Annotated in this window: 19 protein-coding genes and 2 pseudogenes; 8 read left to right on the forward strand and 13 right to left on the reverse strand. The window is 68.6% G+C overall.

The window, feature by feature from the left end; translation table 11 throughout:
- Nucleotides 1–280: 280 nt before the first annotated feature.
- From O7614_RS22425 to O7614_RS22440, 4 genes are all read left to right on the forward strand, one after another.
- Nucleotides 281–1,285 carry a class I SAM-dependent methyltransferase gene (locus O7614_RS22425; protein WP_278140453.1) on the forward strand — a complete coding sequence of 335 codons (1,005 nt, stop codon included), beginning with the start codon at nt 281–283 and terminating at the stop codon, nt 1,283–1,285.
- Nucleotides 1,286–1,365: 80 nt separating this feature from the next.
- Nucleotides 1,366–1,542, forward strand: a complete 177-nt coding sequence (locus tag O7614_RS22430; RefSeq protein WP_278140454.1) for a hypothetical protein — start codon at nt 1,366–1,368, stop codon at nt 1,540–1,542.
- 292 nt (nt 1,543–1,834) lie between these two features.
- A complete protein-coding gene (locus O7614_RS22435) occupies nt 1,835–2,668 on the forward strand; it encodes a carotenoid biosynthesis protein (RefSeq protein ID WP_278140455.1) in 834 nt (277 codons plus the stop codon).
- Nucleotides 2,669–2,699: 31 nt separating this feature from the next.
- Entirely contained in the window at nt 2,700–3,401 is a 702-nt protein-coding gene (locus O7614_RS22440; RefSeq protein WP_278140456.1) for an alpha/beta hydrolase, read from the forward strand.
- 105 nt (nt 3,402–3,506) lie between these two features.
- Here the strand turns inward: O7614_RS22440 and O7614_RS22445 are convergent, their stop codons facing one another.
- From O7614_RS22445 to O7614_RS22475, 7 genes are all read right to left on the reverse strand, one after another.
- A complete protein-coding gene (locus O7614_RS22445; protein ID WP_278140457.1) occupies nt 3,507–4,469 on the reverse strand; it encodes an alpha/beta hydrolase in 963 nt (320 codons plus the stop codon).
- A 91-nt stretch (nt 4,470–4,560) separates the two neighbouring features.
- Entirely contained in the window at nt 4,561–7,338 is a 2,778-nt protein-coding gene (locus tag O7614_RS22450) for a LuxR C-terminal-related transcriptional regulator (RefSeq protein WP_278140458.1), read from the reverse strand.
- A gap of 153 nt (nt 7,339–7,491) precedes the next feature.
- Nucleotides 7,492–9,162, reverse strand: a complete 1,671-nt coding sequence (locus O7614_RS22455) for a serine/threonine-protein kinase (protein ID WP_278140459.1) — start codon at nt 9,160–9,162, stop codon at nt 7,492–7,494.
- Between the two features lie 108 nt (nt 9,163–9,270).
- Nucleotides 9,271–10,002 carry an anti-sigma factor gene (locus O7614_RS22460; RefSeq protein WP_278140460.1) on the reverse strand — a complete coding sequence of 244 codons (732 nt, stop codon included), beginning with the start codon at nt 10,000–10,002 and terminating at the stop codon, nt 9,271–9,273.
- Nucleotides 9,999–10,616 (reverse strand): sigma-70 family RNA polymerase sigma factor, encoded by a 618-nt coding sequence (locus O7614_RS22465; protein ID WP_278140461.1) that lies wholly within the window; start codon nt 10,614–10,616, stop codon nt 9,999–10,001. The genes O7614_RS22460 and O7614_RS22465 overlap by 4 nt, the downstream gene beginning before the upstream one ends.
- A 60-nt stretch (nt 10,617–10,676) precedes the next feature.
- Nucleotides 10,677–11,363 (reverse strand): class F sortase, encoded by a 687-nt coding sequence (locus tag O7614_RS22470; protein WP_278142333.1) that lies wholly within the window; start codon nt 11,361–11,363, stop codon nt 10,677–10,679.
- Between the two features lie 16 nt (nt 11,364–11,379).
- Nucleotides 11,380–12,168: a hypothetical protein gene (locus tag O7614_RS22475; RefSeq protein ID WP_278140462.1), complete on the reverse strand. Its 789-nt coding sequence runs from the start codon at nt 12,166–12,168 to the stop codon at nt 11,380–11,382.
- Nucleotides 12,169–12,445: 277 nt separating this feature from the next.
- Here O7614_RS22475 and O7614_RS22480 point away from each other — a divergent pair, with 277 nt between their 5' ends.
- Both O7614_RS22480 and O7614_RS22485 read left to right on the forward strand, forming a co-directional pair.
- Nucleotides 12,446–13,087, forward strand: coding sequence for a hypothetical protein (locus tag O7614_RS22480; RefSeq protein ID WP_278140463.1), 642 nt, complete (start codon nt 12,446–12,448; stop codon nt 13,085–13,087).
- A gap of 786 nt (nt 13,088–13,873) precedes the next feature.
- Complete coding sequence (locus O7614_RS22485) at nt 13,874–14,260, forward strand: hypothetical protein (RefSeq protein ID WP_278140464.1); 387 nt, start codon at nt 13,874–13,876, stop codon at nt 14,258–14,260.
- 117 nt (nt 14,261–14,377) lie between these two features.
- Here the strand turns inward: O7614_RS22485 and O7614_RS22490 are convergent, their stop codons facing one another.
- The 4 genes from O7614_RS22490 to O7614_RS22505 form a co-directional block, all read right to left on the reverse strand.
- Nucleotides 14,378–14,866, reverse strand: coding sequence for a hypothetical protein (locus O7614_RS22490; RefSeq protein WP_278140465.1), 489 nt, complete (start codon nt 14,864–14,866; stop codon nt 14,378–14,380).
- A gap of 285 nt (nt 14,867–15,151) precedes the next feature.
- Entirely contained in the window at nt 15,152–15,457 is a 306-nt protein-coding gene (locus O7614_RS22495) for a hypothetical protein (protein WP_278140466.1), read from the reverse strand.
- 109 nt (nt 15,458–15,566) lie between these two features.
- The gene (locus O7614_RS22500; RefSeq protein ID WP_278140467.1) at nt 15,567–16,988 is read right to left on the reverse strand and encodes an NAD(P)/FAD-dependent oxidoreductase; all 1,422 of its coding nucleotides are present in this window, start codon (nt 16,986–16,988) and stop codon (nt 15,567–15,569) included.
- Between the two features lies 1 nt (nt 16,989).
- The gene (locus O7614_RS22505) at nt 16,990–17,550 is read right to left on the reverse strand and encodes a hypothetical protein (protein ID WP_278140468.1); all 561 of its coding nucleotides are present in this window, start codon (nt 17,548–17,550) and stop codon (nt 16,990–16,992) included.
- 146 nt (nt 17,551–17,696) lie between these two features.
- Here O7614_RS22505 and O7614_RS22510 point away from each other — a divergent pair.
- Nucleotides 17,697–18,152: pseudogene (locus tag O7614_RS22510) on the forward strand (glycoside hydrolase family 15 protein); the annotation flags it as partial.
- A 292-nt stretch (nt 18,153–18,444) separates the two neighbouring features.
- On the forward strand, nt 18,445–19,194 hold the full coding sequence (locus O7614_RS22515; protein WP_278140469.1) for an alpha/beta hydrolase: 750 nt from the start codon (nt 18,445–18,447) through the stop codon (nt 19,192–19,194).
- Between the two features lie 8 nt (nt 19,195–19,202).
- On the opposite strand, the pseudogene O7614_RS22520 reads toward O7614_RS22515, so the two are convergent.
- Both O7614_RS22520 and O7614_RS22525 read right to left on the reverse strand, forming a co-directional pair.
- Nucleotides 19,203–19,493, reverse strand: a pseudogene (locus O7614_RS22520) (transposase); the annotation flags it as partial.
- A 67-nt stretch (nt 19,494–19,560) separates the two neighbouring features.
- Nucleotides 19,561–20,592 carry an SGNH/GDSL hydrolase family protein gene (locus tag O7614_RS22525; protein ID WP_278140470.1) on the reverse strand — a complete coding sequence of 344 codons (1,032 nt, stop codon included), beginning with the start codon at nt 20,590–20,592 and terminating at the stop codon, nt 19,561–19,563.
- Nucleotides 20,593–20,719 lie beyond the last annotated feature (127 nt).

Raw genomic sequence — 20,719 nt, forward strand, 5'->3', positions numbered from 1 at the left:
TGCCTCCCGCCACGTCGCACGTCGCCCGCCCTCATAGCGCGGCAGCGGTATGACCTCCGCGAAGGTGTGCATGCTTCGATCAAGCACGCTGTTGTAGGTGACGCCGGACTGCTCGCGATACCGCAGCTGGCGTTCGGCGATGGCGGCTGGCGATCCGACGAGAAATGCCAGCAGCTTGGCAACAGCATCGGCCGACCAGCCGGACGAGCTGGTGCCCAGCGTCGGGTGCCGGAGACCGAGGTCACGAGAACTTGTCCAGGCGTCCGCCGTGATGTCAGGTATGGACACGACACCGACCGACAGAGTCAGACTCATAGGCGAGGCCCGCGATCGTCTCGCCGCGTGGTCGGAGGGAGCGCAGGCACTGTCTCTGCTCTCTTCGGTCCACCGGCTGGGGTGGACGCACCTTCTGCGGGAGCCACGATCCTTCGGGGAACTGGTCCGTCACAGCTCCATCCCACGGCAGCGGTTGCGCGACGGCCTCGACGCTCTTGTCAGCCTCAAGATCGTCGAGCAATCCGGTGACGAGTTCCGACTGACCGCTCCGTTCGCCGAGATGCTGACACCCGACGGACTTTTCCACCTCGGGGACAAGCTCGACGAGGCCCGCCTGATGGCCCGGCTGGTCGGCGAAGCGGTCAAGGTCAACGGATTGCCGATGCTCAGCAGCGACGATGCGGTAGCGGTAGCCCGAGGTGCCACGTTCCAAGCCACCGAGGTGGGCCGGGCGGTCTTCCGCGAGACGCTGAACGACGTGCCGGAGTACGCCGCTGCCCTTGGACAGGGCCGGGTGCTGGACGTCGGCTGCGGCGTGGCCAGCGGTTTGCTCACCACGGCAGCGCTCTTTCCCACGATCTACGGCTTGGGTCTCGAGCTGGTGCCTGCGGTGGCGGCGGAAGCCGCACGGCGTGCGGTGGCTCAAGGGGTCGCCGACCGCATAGAGATCCGCGCGACGGACGCCCGTCACTTCGACGAGCCCGGGGCCTACAACGCGTGTTTCTGGGCTCAACCGTTCTTCAGCGCCGACGCACGCCTACCCACCCTCAGGGCGATCCACCGTGCGCTCGCCCCCGGCGGGATCCTGCTGGAGCAGGAACTGGACAGCAAGCCGACCGACACCGCACACGCTCCGGCGTTCGCGCTGCGCCGCATGGTGTTCCACAGCTGGGGCACTTCGTTCGCGACGACAGCCGAGCATCTCGCTGTCGAAGCTCAGGCGGCGGGCTTCACGCTGATCCGCATCGCCACGACAAACCTCGGCCGCATGGTCGTCCTGCGCCGTTAGAGCCCGCAGGGTTGGTGCAGGGCCCAGTCGGACATCGACCTCGCGGTTTGCCGCCGCCCCGATTCGGAAAGGATCTTGTCATGACGATTTGGAGCAGGCTCAAGGACCGGCGTAACAAGCAGATCCAGCAGCGGCGCCAGGAGGCGTACCTGCGTGCATCCGCAGGAGGAGCCACCCCGGAAGAGGCTCGAAAGGCTGCAGACCGGGCCGAGAGAAGCGGGACGAACGCCGCCATCATGGGCTCAATCAACAGTTGACTAGCCGAACATGGCGCGCAGCCCGTTCGCGACGGGCTGCGCGTCGTCGCCCTGTGTCGGCTCCGCTGAACGAACTGAGCGCGCACCCGCCCCGGCGTGAAACCCCACCACATCCGGTGCCCAACTCGACCTGAACCGCGTCACACGAACCCACCTCTGTGATCTCTCACACCGAGAGAACTTCGCCCGCACCGGTCCGTACCTGTTGGTTGTGAGTGCTCAAATCCTACAAACCGAGGCCGGGGATCGGCGCGAACGCTGGCGGCGCCCCACCCGGACAGTCCTCGTCGTAATGTGGTTCGCCGTCGGCGTGGACGCGATCGCGAACCTGGTCCCCTTGCCTCTGGCAGGCTCGGTAGTGACCGTGGTGAGCCTGCTGATGGAGCTAACGTTCGCCCTGTCGCACGGCGCCGTGGCCTACCGGTGGCGAGGGATTCTGGTCTTCCTCCTGCTGGCGCTGGTGGTCAGCAACGTCATCGAGGACATCGGTGTGCTGACCGGCATGCCGTTCGGCCACTATCACTACACCGACGAGCTGGGTGCCAAACTGATCGAGGTACCCGTGCTGATCGGGCCGGCCTACTTCGCTGTCGGTTACCTGGCCTGGTCCATCGCCACCATCCTGTTCCGTCCGGTGCACCGGGGCAGCCCTGTCGTCGCAGTCATCGGCACGCCCCTCGTCGCCTCCTTCGCCATGGTGGCCTGGGATCTGGCCATGGACCCGTCGTCGTCGACCCTGCGGGGACGCTGGGAGTGGGAGGACGGCGGTGGGTACTTCGGGGTGCCGCTCACGAACTTCCTGGGCTGGAGCCTGACCGTCTACGTCTTCTACCAGCTCTTCGCGCTGTACCTGCGCCGGTGGGGACCCGAGGCCGACAGTCTCGAACGGCGGCGCGGCGGCTACCTGGCGCTACCGGTCGTCGCCTACGTCGTGGTGGCCGGCGACTACGTCGTCACCTGGCTGACCGGCGGCCACGACGGTGTGCCAGCACAGGTTATGGACGCCACCGGATACCTGTGGCGCTCCACGGACGTCTACGAAGGCTCGGCCCTCTCTGCCATCTACGGAATGGGTTTCCTGGCCCTGTTGGCCGCTCTCCGGCTGGCCGATCACGACCGCTACTAGGCACTTCTGCTGCCAACAGAAAGGTTCGACCATGTCCAGGTCCACCGTTCGCCCATCGTTCCTCCTCGTCCACGGCGGCTACCACACCGCGTCCTCCTGGTCACCCGTACGAGACATCCTCGTTGCCGACGGATGGGACGCAGAGGCGATCAGCATGCCCAGCGCGGGCAAACAGCCCACCGCCGGCCTGTACGAGGATGCCGACGCGCTGGCCGCGAGGCTGCGGGAGATCGAAGGCCCGGTCGTAGTGGTCGGTCACTCGCACGCAGGGCTGACGATCACCCAGCTCGGCGACGACCACCCGAACCTCGTCCGTCTGATCTACGTCGCCGCCTTCATGCCGACCGAAGGGGTCTCCGCCGCGACGGCTTTCGGTATTCCTGTGCCTGATGACCCCAGCGGCCTCGCCCCGCGCGAGGCGTACGGAAACCCGCGGGAGACGTTCTACTCGGACCTCTCGGACGTCGACGCGAAGGCGGCCATCGACCAGCTTGTCGACCAGAGCCTGCTGTCGTGTGTGCAGCCGACGACCCGGGCGGCGTGGCGCACGGTCCCGTCGACCTACGTGATCTGCACCGAGGACAAGCAGTTCCCGGTCTCGCTGCAGGAGCGGTATGCGGCGCAGACGACGGACGTCGTGCGGATCCCGACGGGCCACTCGCCGATGCTGTCGCAGCCTGACCAGGTCGCGGACATCCTGACAGCTCGCGCGGGCGCAGCGGTTCGGAGCTGAGGATGCGAGCCGACTGACGGGCCGGACGAACCGGCGAGCCTGTTGAAGATGCCATTGCCGGTCCGGCCGTTCCGCGGCCGGACCGGTCAGTGCTGGAATGGGTTGTCAGAGGGCTGCAAGAAACTGGAGCAGCAGCCGGTTGACCTCTTGCGGGCGTTCCTGCTGGATCCAGTGTCCGCACCCCGGCAGGAAGATCGGATCGGCGAACTGGTCGTGCCGGCGGGGAAGTGTCTGCACGTAATCGCGGAGCCCGCGGAACGCCAATACCGGGTCCAGATCACCCGAGATGAACTGGGCGGGCATCGGCAAGCGAACTCCATCGAAGGCAGCGGTGAGCTCCCAGTTGCGGTCGAGGTTGCGATACCAGTTGAATGCTCCGGTGAAGCCGCCCACGAACTGGGCGGCATAAAGCTCCAAATCCTGCTCGGTCAGCCATCCCGGGAGTGCCGTGCTGTGCTCCGGGTCGATTGCCTCCAGCAGCCCACCGCCCGGTGGGACCAGCATGTCCCGGGGCGCACGGTTCGCCGGGTTGTCGCCGCTCACCCCGTAGAAAGTGCGACGCAGGCTCGTGATCGGGTCACGGCCGAACTCTTCATCCGCGACGCCAGGCTCCTCGATGTAGTTCACGTAGAACCGCCCGTGGTGCATCGCTCGCATGCTGGTCAGCTGTCCACTCTTCCCCCGCAGATAAGGGGGGACGCTCAGCCCCACCACCCCCCGGACCAGGTCAGGACGCATAAGGGCGAGGTTCCACGCCACCGTGGCGCCCCAGTCGTGGCCGACCAGCACGGCGTCACGGGCCTCCAGCTCTCGCATGAGGCCGGTGATGTCGGCCACCAGATGCATGATCGAATAAGCCTCGACCGCCGTCGGATGCGAGCTGCCGCCATAGCCACGTTGCTCGGGAGCGACCACCCGATAGCCGGCTTCGACCAACGGACGAATCTGGTGCCGCCAGGAGTGAGCCGACTCCGGAAAACCGTGCAGTAGTAGGACGAGGGGCCCGTCACCCGCCTCCGATATCCTCAGATTGATACCGTTAGCCGCGACCAGACGACGCTGTGACATGCAACTCCAGTTTGTGTTTGGTAGGCGACGACGGCCGAGCGCGGCCGGTGCCCCGAGCTGCCTGCGCCTTGGAAGCGCCGCCGCCCTGGGGTCACCGACGCAATTGACGCCGCGAGGTTATGCCCAGCTTGGCGAAGACCTTACTGAGATGCCACTCGACCGTCCGCGGACTGATAAACAGCCGGGTTCCGATCTCCGCATTCGACAGCCCTTCACGGGCCAGCTTGACGATGTGGGTCTCCTGCGGCGTCAGCGGGCCGGTGTCGTTAGACGGCCGTTGGCGGACGCTCATTCCAAGCCGATGAGCGGCTGAGGCGGCGAACGCCTCCATACCCATCGCGGTGAACATGTCGTAGGCCGTCCGGAGCTGATCGCGACCGTCGTCGCGTCGACCGAGCTCCCACAACCATTCACCGTAGTGAAGATGGGCCCGTGCCGTCAGCGGTCGAATTCTCGTACGGTTGAGCCGCTCGATCGCCTCGACGTACAAGTCCTCCGCCGTCGCGCCGGTGGTCAGCGTGGCGCGGCAGCACGCCTCCATACCCAGCGCCCAGTCGGTGCCGCACGCCTGCGTCGAGATCGAGAGCCGCTCCAACGCGTCAGCCCCGGACTCGGGCTGTCCGCTACGGGCGGCGGCGAAGATCAGCTCGACGAGCGGCGCGCCGGTCAACACTCCGGGTTCCAGGCTCGACTGGATCGTCAGCCGCGCTGCGCTCAACGCCTCCCCGGACCGGCCCATCCCGTTGTAGAGCAGCGCCTGGGCCCAGCCGACGATCGCCGGAGCGAGCCCTTCACCGCGGCGGCGGGCGTCGGCGGTGCTGACAGCGGCCAATTCGAGGGTCCGCGCCTCGTCGCCCTGCCATGCGGCGAGCAGCAGAGCCATGTAACTCGGTACCGGGATCCCGGTGCCGTCCGCCACGTCGTCGAGTTCCATGAGCAGCACGGATGCCTCGGACAGGTCACCGGCGAACAGGTGCATGAGAATGCGTGTCGTCAGCGCCAAGGGCAGGTCGGCCAACGCCCCGCTCTCGCGCGCCAGCCGGACGTAGCTGCCGGTGAGCGCGTCTGCCGCATCGTCCTCGCAGAGGTCCGTAGCGATCGAACTGGCGAACCACATCCACCGAAGGCCGTCCGCGCTTGCCAGATCCGACCTCTGGAACGCCTCCAGCGCCTCCTTCATCTTCGGCACAGCAGCGGCGAAGCCTGCGGTGTACCGCACCGCGAGACCGTCCAGGAGGAGGTCCGACGGCCGCGCTGGCGCTGTGGCAACCGGCGCAGCAGCGGCCGCCCGGGCCACATCTCCCAGGGTGCCGCTGCTGCTGGAATCTGACGCGTACCAGGCCGCCCGCAACGCGTCGAGATATGTGCTCCGGGCGAGACCGACGTCCAGCGGCTCGAGCCGCGAAGCCGCCTTGAGGAACAGATCCGCCGTTTCCCGACCTCGGTCGACCGTGAAGGCGATGTCGGCCCGCAGGAGATCCGCACGTGCCCGGTCGATCTCGGACGAATGATCGGCGTCGGCCGAGGCGAGCAGGCGCAGCGCGACGTCCGGAGCACCGCCGACATGTCGAGCCTGCGCCGCCGCCAACAGCCGTGAAGCTCGCCGCGTCGGATCCGGAGTCAGCTCCGCAGCTCGTTCCAGGAACACTCCGGCCGCCGCGAACCCGCCACGGGTCTGCGCCCGAGCCGCGGATGCCTGCAGCTCGGTCGCTACGTCCTCGTCGGGTCCTGCGGCTGCCTGCGCCCGGTGCCAGGCTCGCCGGTCGGGATCCCTGCTGGGCTCCATAGCATCGGCGAGCGCGGCATGTGCCTGACGCCTCTCCGACTCGTTGGCGGCCCGGTAGACCGCCGAGCGCAGCAGCGGATGCCGAAACCGGACCCCGAAGCCGAAATCCACGAATTCAGCGGCGGGCCACGACGCAGCGAGATGACTCTCGGCAGGCACGCCCAGACGAGTGAGAGCGCCCCAGACCAGCACGGGATCCCCGAGGGGTTCGACCGCTGCGACCAGGAGCAACGTGCGGGTGTCCGGAGGGAGCGCGGCAACCTGCCGTCGGAAGCTCTCCTCGATACGGCGAGGCAGAGCGCTGTGGCTGAGAAGGCCGAAGCCGCCTACGAGCTCGGCAGCGGTGAAGCCACGAGGCAGTTCGGTGAGCGCCAAGGGATTGCCGTGGCACTCGGCGATGATCCGCTCGAGTACCCTCTGGTCGACTCGCCCGAGAACCGTCGAGGCGAGCAACGCCCGCGAATCCTCGTCGGACAGGCCGGTGACGGTCATGACCGGCAAGCCCTTCAGCTCCGGCATGTCGTCAGTGTCGAGGTCGCTGCGCACCGCGAAAATCATGATCAGCGACTCGGTTCTCAGCCGCCTGGCCACGAAGCCGAGGACCTGGGCCGACGCCTTGTCCAACCACTGGGCGTCGTCGACGATGCACACGACCGGCTGTTCGTCGGCGAAGCCAGCAAGAAGGCCAAGCACTCCCAGGCCAACCATGAAGAGGTCCGGTGCCTCCCCAGCGCTCAGACCAAACGCGGTGCTCAGCGCGCGACCCTGCTGAGCGGGCAGCCGCGCGAGGCGATCCAGAACCGGCGCGCAGATCTGATGCAGGCCGGCGAACGCGAGTTCACTTTCGGCCTCTACCCCGGTGGCCTGAACAACCCGGCAGTCTCCGGCCTGGGCCAGGGCGTAATCCAGCAGGGCGGTCTTGCCGATTCCCGCCTCACCGCGAAAGACGAGGGCCCCGCTGACTCCGACACGCCCACCAGCAAGGAGCTGATCGAGCGCTGCGCGTTCGACGCTCCTGTCCAACAGCACGTTGCGCCGTCTGTGTCTGCTCATGGCCGCATCGTGGCCGTCCTGGGAAAACATCGCCATAAACCCTAGTCGGGGACGTAGCCGCTGAGCAGGCGCGGTGGCCAACCCCCACCCGACAAACCCCAGTTCGCTGACCTGAGGTCGTCGTCAGCAGGTCGCCCAGTGCGGTGGTCGCTGTCCGGCGTGGTGCGCGGGCCACGCGCTGCGTCAGTCGAGACGGAAGCTTGCCTGGGCCAGGCGCTGCAGGGGCTCGGTCGCGCCCCATTGGCTGTCTCGGGCGATCCAGGACAGGCTGTAGGCGCGAGTCTTGCTGTCGTTGACCAGGAGCCGGCGAACATGCAGTCGCTCACCACCGGGCTGGTCGCAGGTGTACTCCCATTCCGCCGCGCCGCCCGGGCGGATGACCGGCCCAATGCTGATCCTCCGGTAGCCGGCCAGCGCGCCGGTGCTCAGCACGTCGCGCTCCGCAGCTTCCCACCGCTTCGACGGTATGGACGACGCTTCAGCGACGGGGTCCACGGCGATGGCCCGCAGGTCGGCGGGGTCGCGGAAGCAGATCGTTTCGCCCTCGGCGTGTCGGGTCCACCCCAGGGGCACCGCCACCAGGAAGTCGGCGGAATCCTGGTGCCACGCCCACCCGTCGGGCAGGGCGTACGGCAGCGGCACGCCGGGCTCCTGCAGAGGCTCGGCCTCGCTGGAGGCGTCATCGTCCAGGCACGGGTGGGCCGACGGTGTCGCCGCTGTCGACTCCGCCGCGCCGGCCGCCGCGCCGCCCGGTTCGGCCGCCGGAGGGCTGTCCTGGCCGCGCAAGCCGCCGATCACGGCACCGGTTGCGGTGACTGTTACGGCCGCGACCGCCAACAGACCCACCACGGCGCCGGCGAACGCCCAGCCAGTCGTCCGGTCGCGCGCGGCTGACGCCCTGACCCGAATGACAGTGGTGTCGATCCCGTCCTGCCCGACCGGGACGAGCGGGATGGCGGCGGCTCCGGGCCGGCGACGGCGGGTGGCGAGCCCGCGCCGCCGACGGCGCGCTCGGAGCGCCGGCACGGGCTCGATGGGTACGGTCGCGCTGGCCACCTGCTCCAGGTGGTCGCGGGCCTCCTGGGCGGACAGACGTTGACGGGGGTTGCGCAGCAGGAGACCGGTGATCGCGGGTTCGAGCGACAGGACGGTCATCCGGTCGGGCGTCTCGGTGGCCAGGGCAGCGAGCATGGCCAGCGTCGAGGGCCGGGTCCACGGAGGGCGGCCCTCCGCGGCCAGGTAGAGCGTCGCGCCGAGGGCCCACAGGTCACTGGCGGGGGTGGCCCTGCCGTCGCGGGCGCGTTCCGGTGCGACGTACTGGACCGTCGACGGGGTCGGCGCGGTGACGGTTGCCGGGCTGCGACTGTCGAAGATCGACAGGCCGAACCCGCCGAGCACGACCCGCCCGTCGTCGGCGAGTAGCACGTTCTGCGGGCCCAGTTCCCCGTGCACGACTCCCGTCGCATGGGCGGCGCTCAGCGCGGCGAGCAGCCGCAGGCCGATCCGCGCCACCTCGGAGGGTGCGAGTGGGCCGTCCGTGGCGACCACCTCGGACAGGGACCGGGAGGGCACGTGCTCCATGACGAGCCACAGGTGGCCGTCGGCGCTCAACACGTCCCACATTCCCACGACGCCCGGATGATCCAGACCGGCCAGTCCACGAACCTCGCCGAGCGTGCGTTCCTGCAACCGTGACCGTTCGGCGTCGCTCGCCCATCCCGGTAGGGCGACCTGTTTGAGCGCGACGTGCCGGTCGAGCACCTCGTCGCGTGCCAGCCAGACGCGTTCGGGGGTCGCGGTGTCCCCGATCGGCAGGAGCCTGCGGTACCGGCCGGCGAGCAGCTCGTCATCCATGTGAGTGATTCGGAGCGGTACGTCGTCCGGATGGGTGGGGGTGACAGAAGCATCCAGGGTCGGGCAGCGGGCCGGGCCGGCCGCCGGTGTGACGGCGGCCGGCCCGGCTCAGCTCAGCTCGACCGTCCCCACGATCCGGGTGGGGGCGGTGGAGCCGCCGACGGGCTCGTTGGAGACGCCGAACGTGCCCGCCTCACCAACCGGACCGATGATCATGGTCGACGCCCTGTCCCCCTCGGCGAGTTGCCCCACCGAACGGGCTGGCTCGGTGCCACGGATGAGCCAGAGCTCGTAGATCCGCCCGGCACCGGGCGCGGGCAGGTCACGCAGGAGCACCACACCGCGGTCGCGCTCGCGGGAGACCACAACTGTGGCAGCACCACCGGGCTGCAACGACCGCTCGAACACCCGGGCGTCCGGGGCGTCCAGGACGGCGGCGATCTGCCGGGCCTGGTCGCTGCTGGCCTGCTCGTCGCTGATCCGGTCGTTGCTGACGGTCCAGGTGACCGCGCTCGCGCCGCCGGCCAGGAGGACGGCCGCGGCGGCGGCAACGGTGAGCTGCCGCCACCTGCCTGCCTGCCGTCTGCCGCTGGCACCCGCGGCGCTGACCCGCAGCTGCGGGGTCCGGGCCGCCTGGGCGAGGGTCCGCTCCCGCAGCCCTGGCGGGGTCACGTCGACGTCGATGTCGTCGGCGAGCCGTGCGACGGTCTCCCGCAGCTCGGCCACCTCGATCCGACACGGCTCGCACTCGGCCAGGTGCCGTTCGAACGCAGCCCTCTCCAGGTCGTCGACCGCGTCCAGGACGTACGCGCCAGCGAGGGTGTGAACATCGGCGTTCATGCCCGTCCCTCCATGTCGATGCCCAGGCAGTCGCGCATCCGGATCAGTCCGTCGCGCATCCGCGTCTTCACCGTCGGCAACGGTGTCTGCAACTTCTCGGCGACCTCACGGTAGGTGTGGCCGCCGTAGTAGGCCAGGGTGACCGCCTCCCGCTGCACCGGCGTCAACCGGCCCAGGCACCGGCGGACCTGTTCCCGCTCCAGCCGGGCGGTGACGTCCTCGACCACCTCGTCGTACGGGACATGCGTCTCGGTCGCGGCGACCCGCGACGAGCGGTCGGTGTGGGCCTGCTCGGAGCGCACGCGGTCCACCGCCCGGCGGTGCGCCATGGTCAGGATCCACGCCGAGGCCGAGCCCCGGGCGGTGTCGAAGCGACCGGCGGTGCGCCACACCTCGACCATCACCTCCTGCGTCACCTCCTCTGCCTGCGCCGGGTCGCGCACCACCCGACGGGTCAGCCCGAGTACCCGGCCCGCCATGGTGTCGTACAGCGCCGCGAACGCCGCCTCGTCACCACGCGCCGCTCGCGCGAGCAGCTCGTCGGCGGTCGGCGGGCTCGCGGTGTCCGACGGCACCGACCGCAACCGTCGTGCCTGTTCCGGTTCACCGCTCATGGCAGGTCCTCTCCTGTGCGGGCGACGCGTCGACGCGCCACCGGAGGCGGACGGCGCGCATCAGGCGGGGTGAGCGTGAGCGAGACGGGCGTACACGATGACGTTGTCCCGGTAGTGCTGCGTGCTGTCATCGAACTCCCCGCCGCAGGTGATCAGGCGCAGCGCGGCGTGGTCGGTCGACCCGTAGACCTCGTCGGTGGGAAAGCGGTCCTTCGGATACTGCTCGACCTTGCTGACGGTGAACATCGCGGTGCTGCCGTCCCGCCGGTCGACCGTGATCGCGGCCCCGACCTTCACCCTAGCGAGGTCAAAGAACGTTCCCCGGTGACCCTTCCAGTTGACGTGGCCGGCCAGCACGGCCGGGCCGAGGGCGCCGGGCGTCGGCGCCTTGGTGAACCAGCCGACCTCGCTGGCGCTGTCCGGTACCTGCATCGCCCCGTCCGGTTGCAGGCCCAGAGCGACCGTCGCCGCGGCCGCCTCCAGCGACGGGATCGACACCCGCGTCGGCGGCGAGCTGACCATCAGCGGTCCCGAGGTCAACTCGCCCGGCCTGGTCGCCGGGACCGGCGACGCGTTCGCGGCTGGTGCCGCGGCGGACGCGTCGGGTCGGGGAGGGTCCTCGCTGCGACCGGCGACCGCGAGACCGATCGTCACGGCCGCCGTCACGGCGAGGACGCCGGCCACCGCCGGGAGCGCGTAGCGCCCTCGACGGCGGCCGGCCGGCACAGGAACATCGCCGCTGTCCATCACGATCGCCGTCTACTCAGCGCTCGCCGGCGAGCCGGCGGCGGGCGACGACCGCACCGGCGGCACCGAGCAGGGCGAGACCACCCACCGTGTACATCATCATCGGCGTTCCACCGGAGGTGCTGCCGTCGCCGGTGGCGACACCCCCAGCGGGTACGGAGCCGGCGGCCGCGCCGCTGACCATGCCACAGGTGGCGGGGTCGGTGGCCTCGGCGGGAATGCCGTTGACGCCGATCGACTTGGCGAACGTCGACTCCCCCAGCGCCTCCATGTCGTACGTGCCGTTCTTGTTGGCGTCGATGCCGTGCTGCACGAGGTGCAGGTCCTTGAGGTGCGCGATGGTGCCCTTGGGCAGCTCGGCGGCCGGGATGGTGCGCTCATAGCTGAGGTTGCCCTGCGCGTCTGCCTTCGGCATCCGGTCCACCGCCAAGCCGCTGGCCTTGGTCGTGTCCCCGGTGGTGGTCAGCGAGATGAAGATGTCTCCGTACATCTTCAGACCCTCCTCGGTGCTGACGTAGCCGTTGCCGTTGGTGTCGGCGGACTTGTCCGGGCAGTGGAAGTCCATCCCGTTCGCGGCGCCGTGCACGTGCTGGGCGTGCGGCGAGTTCGGCGTCATGCCCTTCGACCGGATCACCACCTTCAGGTCGCCGCCGCTCGTGGCGGTCAGGGTGGCGGTACCGGTCGCGCCGGTCTCGTTGAGGTCCTGCAACTGGACCTGCACGCTCTCGTCGGCGTGCGCGACGCCCGGGAACGCGAGGATCAGCGCGGCCGCAGGCACGGTGAGCAGGGCTCGGGACAATCTCACAACAGATCTCCGTCTCCGCCGGTACGGCGTTGGTACTCAGGTGCGGTCGGGAGGGATTCGTGGCTCAAGGGCCGCCGGATTGGTGCCGGGCCGAAAACTTCTCCGCCCGGGCGGCGAGCTCCTCATGCAGGAGACGCGCCCCAGCGGCTGGCCGGCAACCCGGTGATCTGGACCCTGTTCGGCGTCCGGTCGGCTTCGACACCGCCGGCGGGCTCACCGTGTGGCGGGCTGGCAGCCACCGATCGTGGTGGAGCAGACGTGGATACACTGCGTGCCCATGCGCTCCGCCGAGATTCTCGACCAGCTCGACATCGCGGCCGCCGACTTCATGTTTCCCGACCTGGGCCACGGCTACTACTACGCGGTCGATGCCCGACTTCACGCCTACCGGGACGCGCAACGGTGGGCGCTCATCGTGGAAGCGTTGGGATACTCGCCCAGGGCCGGCAACCTCGTCGACGTCCTTCATGTGTTCGGCAACTGTCTGACCGAAGGCGAACCCGGCTACGGCAACGAGGACTTCCTCAGCCGGATCGACAACTGGGACGAGATCGAAGACGTTGACCAGCCCGAAGTTTACGACGGAGCGCCGATTGTGGTACGAGGCCGGCGGATCACGGTAACCGCGAAACGGGGCGAGGAGCTGGTGGACGTGCTTCGCCGGCTCGTCCCGGACCACCGGGAGCTGCTGCTAGCCGACGAAGCCGAGCTGCGACGGCGCATTCCGGCCGACCTCCCAGAGATCATTCGGCTGGATCAGTGGCACCATCCAGACCTTCTCCAGGACACGCTTCCCAGTCAGTCAATGGCCTTCCGCCAGCTTGCCGACGTGCTGACGACAGGAGACGTGGGACGATACGCACCAGACCTGCCGCCCAACACGCACTGGTCCAACTGGCCGGAGTCCGGAAACCTGTAGCCCGGCCGGTCGCGCACCGGCAAGCGCAAAGAGGCACCGACGGGCCCCGGCGAGCGAACGCGCGATCGAGTTCCGCGCGCCTCATGAGGACGCCGTCTGATCCGCTCACGCATTTGAGCGTGCGGATCTCGCGACGACCGTGGCTGCGGTCGGTGTCGCGGCGGAGTGATTTCGTCGACTTGCCTACTGGGCATCGGTCAGGTCCGAGGGGTGGCCACGACGCGCAGACACCGCACCATCCTGTGCCGGTCCGGATCGCCGATGGCATGCCGCCACGCCGTCCACAAGGGGCCTTCTCGAACACGCTCGCACGGGACCTGACCGGTTACGTGCTCGGAACCCACCAGGTCGCGGTAGCTTGTCCTCAGACGCGTCAGGACCGGTCGATGATGGCCGATATGACGGTTCGTGGCGGCAACAGCCTTGCGTTGTCTGAAAACAATTCGGAGAGGAGTTATCGAAAACTTGACTCATCACAGGCTGCTCGAGCGGCTTCGGCCAGCGGCGCACGCTCGCTGAGGCACAGCACGGAGATCAGGTCATCGCGACGACCCGCGATGTCAGGACGATCGATGAAATGACCGAGCCTTTCGGTGGCCGGATGATCACCTTGCCACTGGACGCGACCGATGCGGCGGCAGCCAAGGCAGCCGCCCGCAACGGCGGTCGAGACCTTCGGCGGGCTTGACGTGCTCGTGAACAACGCCGGCTACGGACTCTTCGGCGCGATCGAGGAAGGCACGCCCGAGGTCCTTGGCTTGTTCGATCACGATTTCGGCCAGCGAGATGCCGGAATGCGCCGCGAGCCCGCGCAAGCATTATCGCGAAACCAACATCGGCAATCAGGCCCGCGATCCCGACCAGGCGATCGCGGTGACCCTGCAGGCACTCGACGCCGATGACGCGCCGTTCATCTGCCGCTCGGCCCGATCGAGCACTCGATCGTTGGGCGAAATCTGGCTGCCTCCCGCGGCGACATCGACGCCTCGTCCGGCAGTGCTGGCCGCATGCTCCGTTGGAACCTCAACACCTGACTGGAAAGCGATCATGATCGCAGCTTTGAAGGGGTTTACCCAGCGTTGTAGTTCGTCCGCCGCCGGTCCGCGCGACGCTCGACGAGAGCGCAACGGCACCCCCGTCCACCGTCAGGCGTCCACAAGCAACGCCGAGTAGGCGGTGCGGCCAAGCCACAAGGTCGGTCAATCCGGGTGGTGGAGATCGCCGGACGAAGAGCTGCGGCGGTGTGCGGCAACGCCTCGGCCGGGATGCAGGAACGCCTTCCCCCGCACGTCAGTTCCCCTTCGCCACCGTGCGGTTGAGCCACAGCGCCGAGACCAGGAAGAAGACGCCACCCGCGATCGCATAACCCGCCACGCTCGCCAGCGTCGGGTTGTCGGCGCTGGCGAGCGAGATGAACGTCGCACCCACCAGCACCGAGAGGCCGCCGCTGATGATCACTGGCAGATGGCCGCCCACCCTGCGACGGGTGACACTCACCATGAGCTGCACCAGGCCGGCGACGATCGCCCAGGCGCCCCACACCCGCAGGACCGCCGGAATGCCGGACCCGGCGGCGACACCCACGCCGACGGCGGCGATGAGGCTGACCGCGACGTTCACGTACAGCAGGGCCGATGAATCGGCCTTCCGCGACGAGCGGAGATCGTAGATGGCGGCACCCGCGTCGAACAACGGGTACAGCACGAGCAGGACGGCCGCCAGCGCGCCGATGTCCTTGGCGGTCGTAAACAGGATGAGCGCCCAGACGACGGCGAACACGAAGCGGACGAAATAAAGCCGCCGCAGGGCAGAGGCAGTCCCCGAATGGCCAGGCGAAGCAGCAACGCAACTCACGATGGCCCTTTCAGGAACTTCTCGGACGACAGGACTGTTTTCTAACACACACGTGGCGGTGTCAGCGAAACTTGTCCGAAAGGACGTGCGGGTGGGCCCGGCAGCACCTCCAGGTCGCCGCTGGAGCGACTCCGGGAAATAGGGATCGCAAGCCTTGCCCTCCCCGGGCGTAGGCGTCGTCTCTGCCTACGCCCGGGGAGCTTGTAATCCTTAAGCCTGCTCGATGTCCGAGAACAGCGCCTTGAACGTGGCCTGCGTCCCCACGAGGGTGCCGAAGACATCAGCGGTAACGGTTGTCGCGACCGCTGCGGAGGCGTCCTCGTAGCTGTCGAAGTAGAGGTCGAGCGTCCGGTACGCGGGGGTGGCGGTGCCATCCTCCTTCGGCCACACTTTCGCAGACTCGAGTCGCCGCAGCTTCGGGAACTTCGCTGCGGCAGCCTTTACGTCCGCGTAGGCCCGCTCGAAGTCGTCGAAGCTCGCAGGGTTGTCGATGATGATAGTGATCTTGGTAGGCAAGGAAGTCTCCTCGAAGTAAACAATGTTCGATTTGTTTTCGGACGAAACCAACGCTGCGGACCTGAATTGAAATACCCAACGTTCGCCGGAACGAGCGCTCGGTTCACCGTCAGCGGCCGTAGGTCTCCAACAGCCGCAGCCACACCTCGCTGACGGTCGGGTAGGCCGGAACCGCGTGCCACAGCCGGTCCAGCGGGACCTCGCCGACGATGGCGATGGTCGCGGCGTGGATCAGTTCCGCGACGTCCGGGCCTGCGAGGGTGAAGCCGACGACCACCTTTCGGTCCTCGTCGACGACCATGCGGGCGTGTCCCTTGTAGCCGTCGGCGTGCAGGGAAGCTCCGGCGACGGCCCCGAGGTCGTAGTCCACGACCCGGATCCGTAGCCCAGCTGCCTCGGCCGCAGCCGCGGTCAGGCCCACCGAGGCGATCTCCGGGTCGGTGAAGACCACCTGCGGCACCGCACGTTCGTCGGCCGTCGCCACGTGCCGGCCCCACCTGCCGTCCTCGACCTTTTCGCCCTTCGCCCGGGCCACGACCACGTCGCCCACCGCCCGCGCCTGGTATTTGCCCTGATGGGTCAGCAGCACCCGCCGGTTCACATCGCCGGCGGCGTACAACCACTCCCCGCCACCCATGACGCGCAGGGTGTCGTCGACCGCCAGCCAGGCACCCGGCGCAAGCCCGACCCGGTCGAGGCCGATGTCCTGGGTGTTCGGTGTGCGACCGACCGCCACCAGCACCTCGTCGGCCTCAATCTGCTCGCCGGCGGCGGTCTTGACGCGGACAGTTCCGCTGTCGTCGCGCTTGACGGCGACGGCCTCCGCGCCGAGGCGTACCGACGCACCGGCCTCGCGCAACGACTCGGTGACCAGTTCACCGGCGAACGGCTCCGCCGACGGCAGCACACCGTCGCGGGCCAGCACCGTCACCGACGACCCCAGAGCGGCGAACGCGGTCGCCATCTCGGCCGCCACCACACCACCACCGATGATGGCGAGCCGACGGGGAACCGAACTGGCCGAAGCCGCCTCGCGGCTGGACCAGGGCACCGCTTCGCGCAGCCCCGGGATATCCGGCAACAGGGCGCTGCTTCCGGTGGCAACGACCACGGCGTGGCGCGCGGTCAGCGTCGTGGTGACACCGTCGGTGCCGGTCACCTCGACGACCCGGGCGGAACTGATCCGCCCGTGGCCGCGGTGCAGCGCTATGCCAGCCGACTCGAGCCAGGACACCTGCCCGTCGTCCTGCCAATGCGACGCGAATGAATTCCGCCGGCCGAGCACCGCCGCGACGTCCAGGTCGCCCGTCACCGCCTCCCGCGCACCCGGCAGATGACGAGCCGCCCGCAACGCCGACGCGCTGCGCAGCAACGCCTTGGTCGGCATGCACGCCCAGTACGAGCACTCACCACCGACCAACTCCCGCTCAACGATCGCGGCGGTCAGCCCGCCCTGCACTACCCGATCGGCCACGTTCTCCCCGACCGGACCGGCACCAATCACGATGACGTCGTACTCGGTTGTGGTCATGTCAGTTGCCCTTCGCGGCGCGCCCGAGGCGGATGGCAGCGATGAGGAAGAAGATGGCACCCGGAATGGCGTAGCCAGCGGCGTTGGTCAGCGACGGGTTGTCCGCGGAGGCACCGGCGATGAAGGACCCACCGGCCAGAATCGAGATGCCGCCACTGATGATCATCGGCCACTGCCCGCCCATCTTGCGACGAGTGACCCCCACGATCAACTGAACCAGACCAGCCACGACCGCCCAAGCGCCCCACACCCGCAGGACGGCGGGAATACCGGACGCGCCGGCGACACCCACGCCGACCGCCGTGACCAGGCTTACCGCGATGTTCACGTACAGCAGGGTCGGGGAGCCCGTGGCCCGCGACGACCGGAGGTCGTAGATGGCGGCACCCACGTCGAACAACGGGTAGAGCACGAACAGCGCCACCGCGAGCGGACCGATCTCCTTTGCGGTAGCGATCGTCACGCCAGCCCAGACGATGGCGAATGCGAAGCGGACGAAGTACAGCCGCCGCAGCGCGGAAGCCGTCTGGGAAGTACCGGGCGAAGCAGCAATGGTGGTCACGGGTGACCCTTTCAACGGAGGGGTTAGGTAGACCGATCGTTCTGTCTCACCCAGCATGACAGACCCAACCCGCATCGTCAAGACCGAACGTTCTATCCCCTGCTCCGGCCCTGCTCGCTCGCCGCACGCAACGCCTCCGCTGACGGCGGGAGCCCAGAGCCGGCATCTGGGAAGGACGCGAGGGCCGCCGGCACCACCTGACGGCGAAGCTGATGTGCTGGGCCCTGGACCGGGCCGTCAAGCTGGCAGCGACCCTGGACGCGGAGGCGCAGGTCCCCCGCTGGTCGCAGGCCATGAAGGAGATCCGCGCGGCGATTCTCACCGATGGCTGGAGCACCTCGGCCCAGACGTTCACCGGCGCGCGCCCGGGTCCGACCACCTCGACGCCGGGGTGCTCATCACGCAGCGCTGGACAGGGGCGGGTTCGGAGGGTGCCTTCATCGTCTGCTCGTACTTGCTGGTCCAGACTCTGGCCCTGGCCGGAGAGATCGGCGAGGCCAAGCAGATCTTCGAGAACGTCACGGACCGGGGCAAACGATCTTGGCCTGCTGTCGGAGGAGTTCGATCTCCGCGACGAGAGCCTGATCGGTAATTCCCCGCGCCTCGACAAGTCGTCAATAACGCGGTCATAAGCGGTGCGCTTACCCGTGAACGACGCCGAATTGAGGGCAGTTGTCCGGCCCGGTTGCCTGGCGGAACCTACACGGCCCGGCTTCCAGATTCCGCTGACATCAGCCTGGCCGGCCTTGAATACTGGATAGTGGCGCACCGCTCCCGCGTCGGCAATTGCGGGCCGTTACGCGGCTGCCAGCGAAGACGCCGCCGAACATCCTCGCCGTCCGGCCTGCGCTACCACCCTCGGTGGATAGAGCGGCCTTTTGAAGGGAATGCCAGATGAACGCCGCTTCTGACAAGCCTGCCCAGGAGGCAGGAATGCCCACCGTCGTACTCGTCCACGGTGCTTTCGCCGGCTCATCCAGTTGGAATGGGGTGATCGCCAACCTCAAACGTCGAGGCTACCCGGTCATTGCCGTCGCGAACCCGCTGCGCGGCGTGCAGAAGGACGCTGCTTACGCTCGAGCTGTTGTGGACTCCGTGTCCGGCCCGGTCGTGATGGCGGCTCATTCGTACGGCGGATGTGTGATGACCGAGGCTGCGGATGGCGCCCCCAACGTCAAGGCTCTGGTGTACGTCGCCAGCGTGAGCCCGGACGCCGGCGAGAGCGTGGCCGACTTGATCACCAAGTTCCCGGGAAGTGCGCTCCTCACGTCCGTCAAGATGGTGCCGACCCCTCTCGACGACGGCGGCACGACGATGGCGCAGTACATCGACCAGGCCCAGTTCCCGTCGGTGTTCGCCGCCGACGTCGACCCCGACACCGCTGAGCTGATGGCGGTAACGCAGCGGCCTCCCACTGAAGCCGCCCAGACCGAGAAGGTGACCAAGACTGCCTGGAAGTCGATCCCGTCATGGACTTTGATCACCACCCAGGACAAGGGCATTCCGCCGGACCTGCAGCGCTTCCTGGCCAAGCGTGCCGGGTCGACGGCGGTCGAGATCGACGCGTCCCACGCCGTGGCAGTCTCTCAACCCGGCCCGGTCGCCGACCTCATCGACACAGCTGCCCGCGCCACCACCCAGTAAAGCGTGCTTCATAACCACTCGCCGATAGTCGTCATGGTCAGGACGGCTTGGAACCGGACGGCGAGTTTGTCGTAGCGGGTCGCGACGCCATGGTGTCGTTTGAGCTGGTTGAGGCCGTTCTCCACGTCGTGACGCGGGCGGTAGCCCCGCGAGTCGAACTTCGGTGGACGCCCGCCTCGGGAGCCGTTGGCCCTGCGGTGGGCGTCCTGGTCGCTCTTGCTCGGGATGCAGCACCTGATCCCACGCCTGCGCAGACAAGCACGATTCGCGCGGCTGGTGTAGGCCCTGTCTGCCAGGACCATGATGGCACCGACTGCGCCGAGCAGCACCGGCGTGTGGCGTCGCTGCTCGGCGCACCCCAGATGGTCAGCCGGTCTTGGTGGCGAAGGGGCCGCCGTCGCCGAACGCGAGCCGGGCGAAGTTCTCGGCGATGCGGCGATGTCCGGCAGGGTCGGGGTGGACCTCGTCGGGTAGCGGGAGTTCGGCGTAGTCCGCCTCGCCGTACAGGTCCCGTCCGTCGAGGTAGTGCAGGTTCGGGTCGTGGGCCGTGCGCTGTTCGACGATCCGGGCGAGCTCGTCGCGGATGACGTTGAGCGTCAGCCGCCCGGCGCTGCGTTCGGCCGGATCACCCGTGGCTTTGAACCGCAGTGTCCCGCCCTCGAGGTCCGGCGCGAGGGGGCCGGGCGTGTCCTCCTGAACCGGGCACAGGATGGCGGACACGACCAGCAACGGTGTGCTCGGGTGCCCTTCGCGGACAGTGTCGAGGAAGCCGTGGACCGCGGGGGTGAAGGCGCGGAGACGCATCACGTCGCTGTTGACGATGTTGATGCCAATCTTGAGGCTGATCAGGTCCGCCGGGATGTCCCGCATGGCGCGGGCGGTGAACGGGTCGAGCAGCGCGCTCCCGCCGAACCCCATGTTGACCAACGCCACTCCCCCCTCGGCCGCGGCCAGGGCCGGCCAGATGGCGCTGGGACGAGCGGCGTTCGAGCCGTGGCTGATGGAACTTCCGTGGTGCAGCCACCTCCTGCGCCCGTTGGGCGGGGCCTGCTCGACGGGCGCGTCGGTGCGCAGCGCAATCAACTCGGTGATCTCCGTGTGTGGAAGCCAGATCTCGACGTCCTTCTCACCCACCGGCAGATCCGCGAAGCGGGCGGTGCCGGCCGGCCCCTCGGTCAGCACCGCGGTTTGGGTGAACATGTCGGTAACCGTCCGGACGTTGCCCTCGGGCACCGAGGTCTGCGCGGCCAGGCGGCCGTTGATCAGCAGGTCGTAGACGCCGTCCGCCGGGGGCGGGAAGCCTTGGTAGACCCGCTTGGTGGGCAGCGTGTCCAACTCGATCGTGGTGGCCCGGGTACGGAACGCCAGCCGCACCCCGGAGGGCTGGGCCTCGGCCATGGCCAGTTGGTCGTCGGGGATCTGCCGGCGCGCCCGAGCGGTCAGCCGATGCGGCAGCAGACCGCGCGGTCGCCTCCACGTCGACGAAGCCGCGCAGGAGGTCCGCGGTGACCGGTGTGGTGATCCA

This window comes from Micromonospora sp. WMMD961, assembly GCF_029626145.1.
GTDB lineage: Bacteria > Actinomycetota > Actinomycetes > Mycobacteriales > Micromonosporaceae > Micromonospora.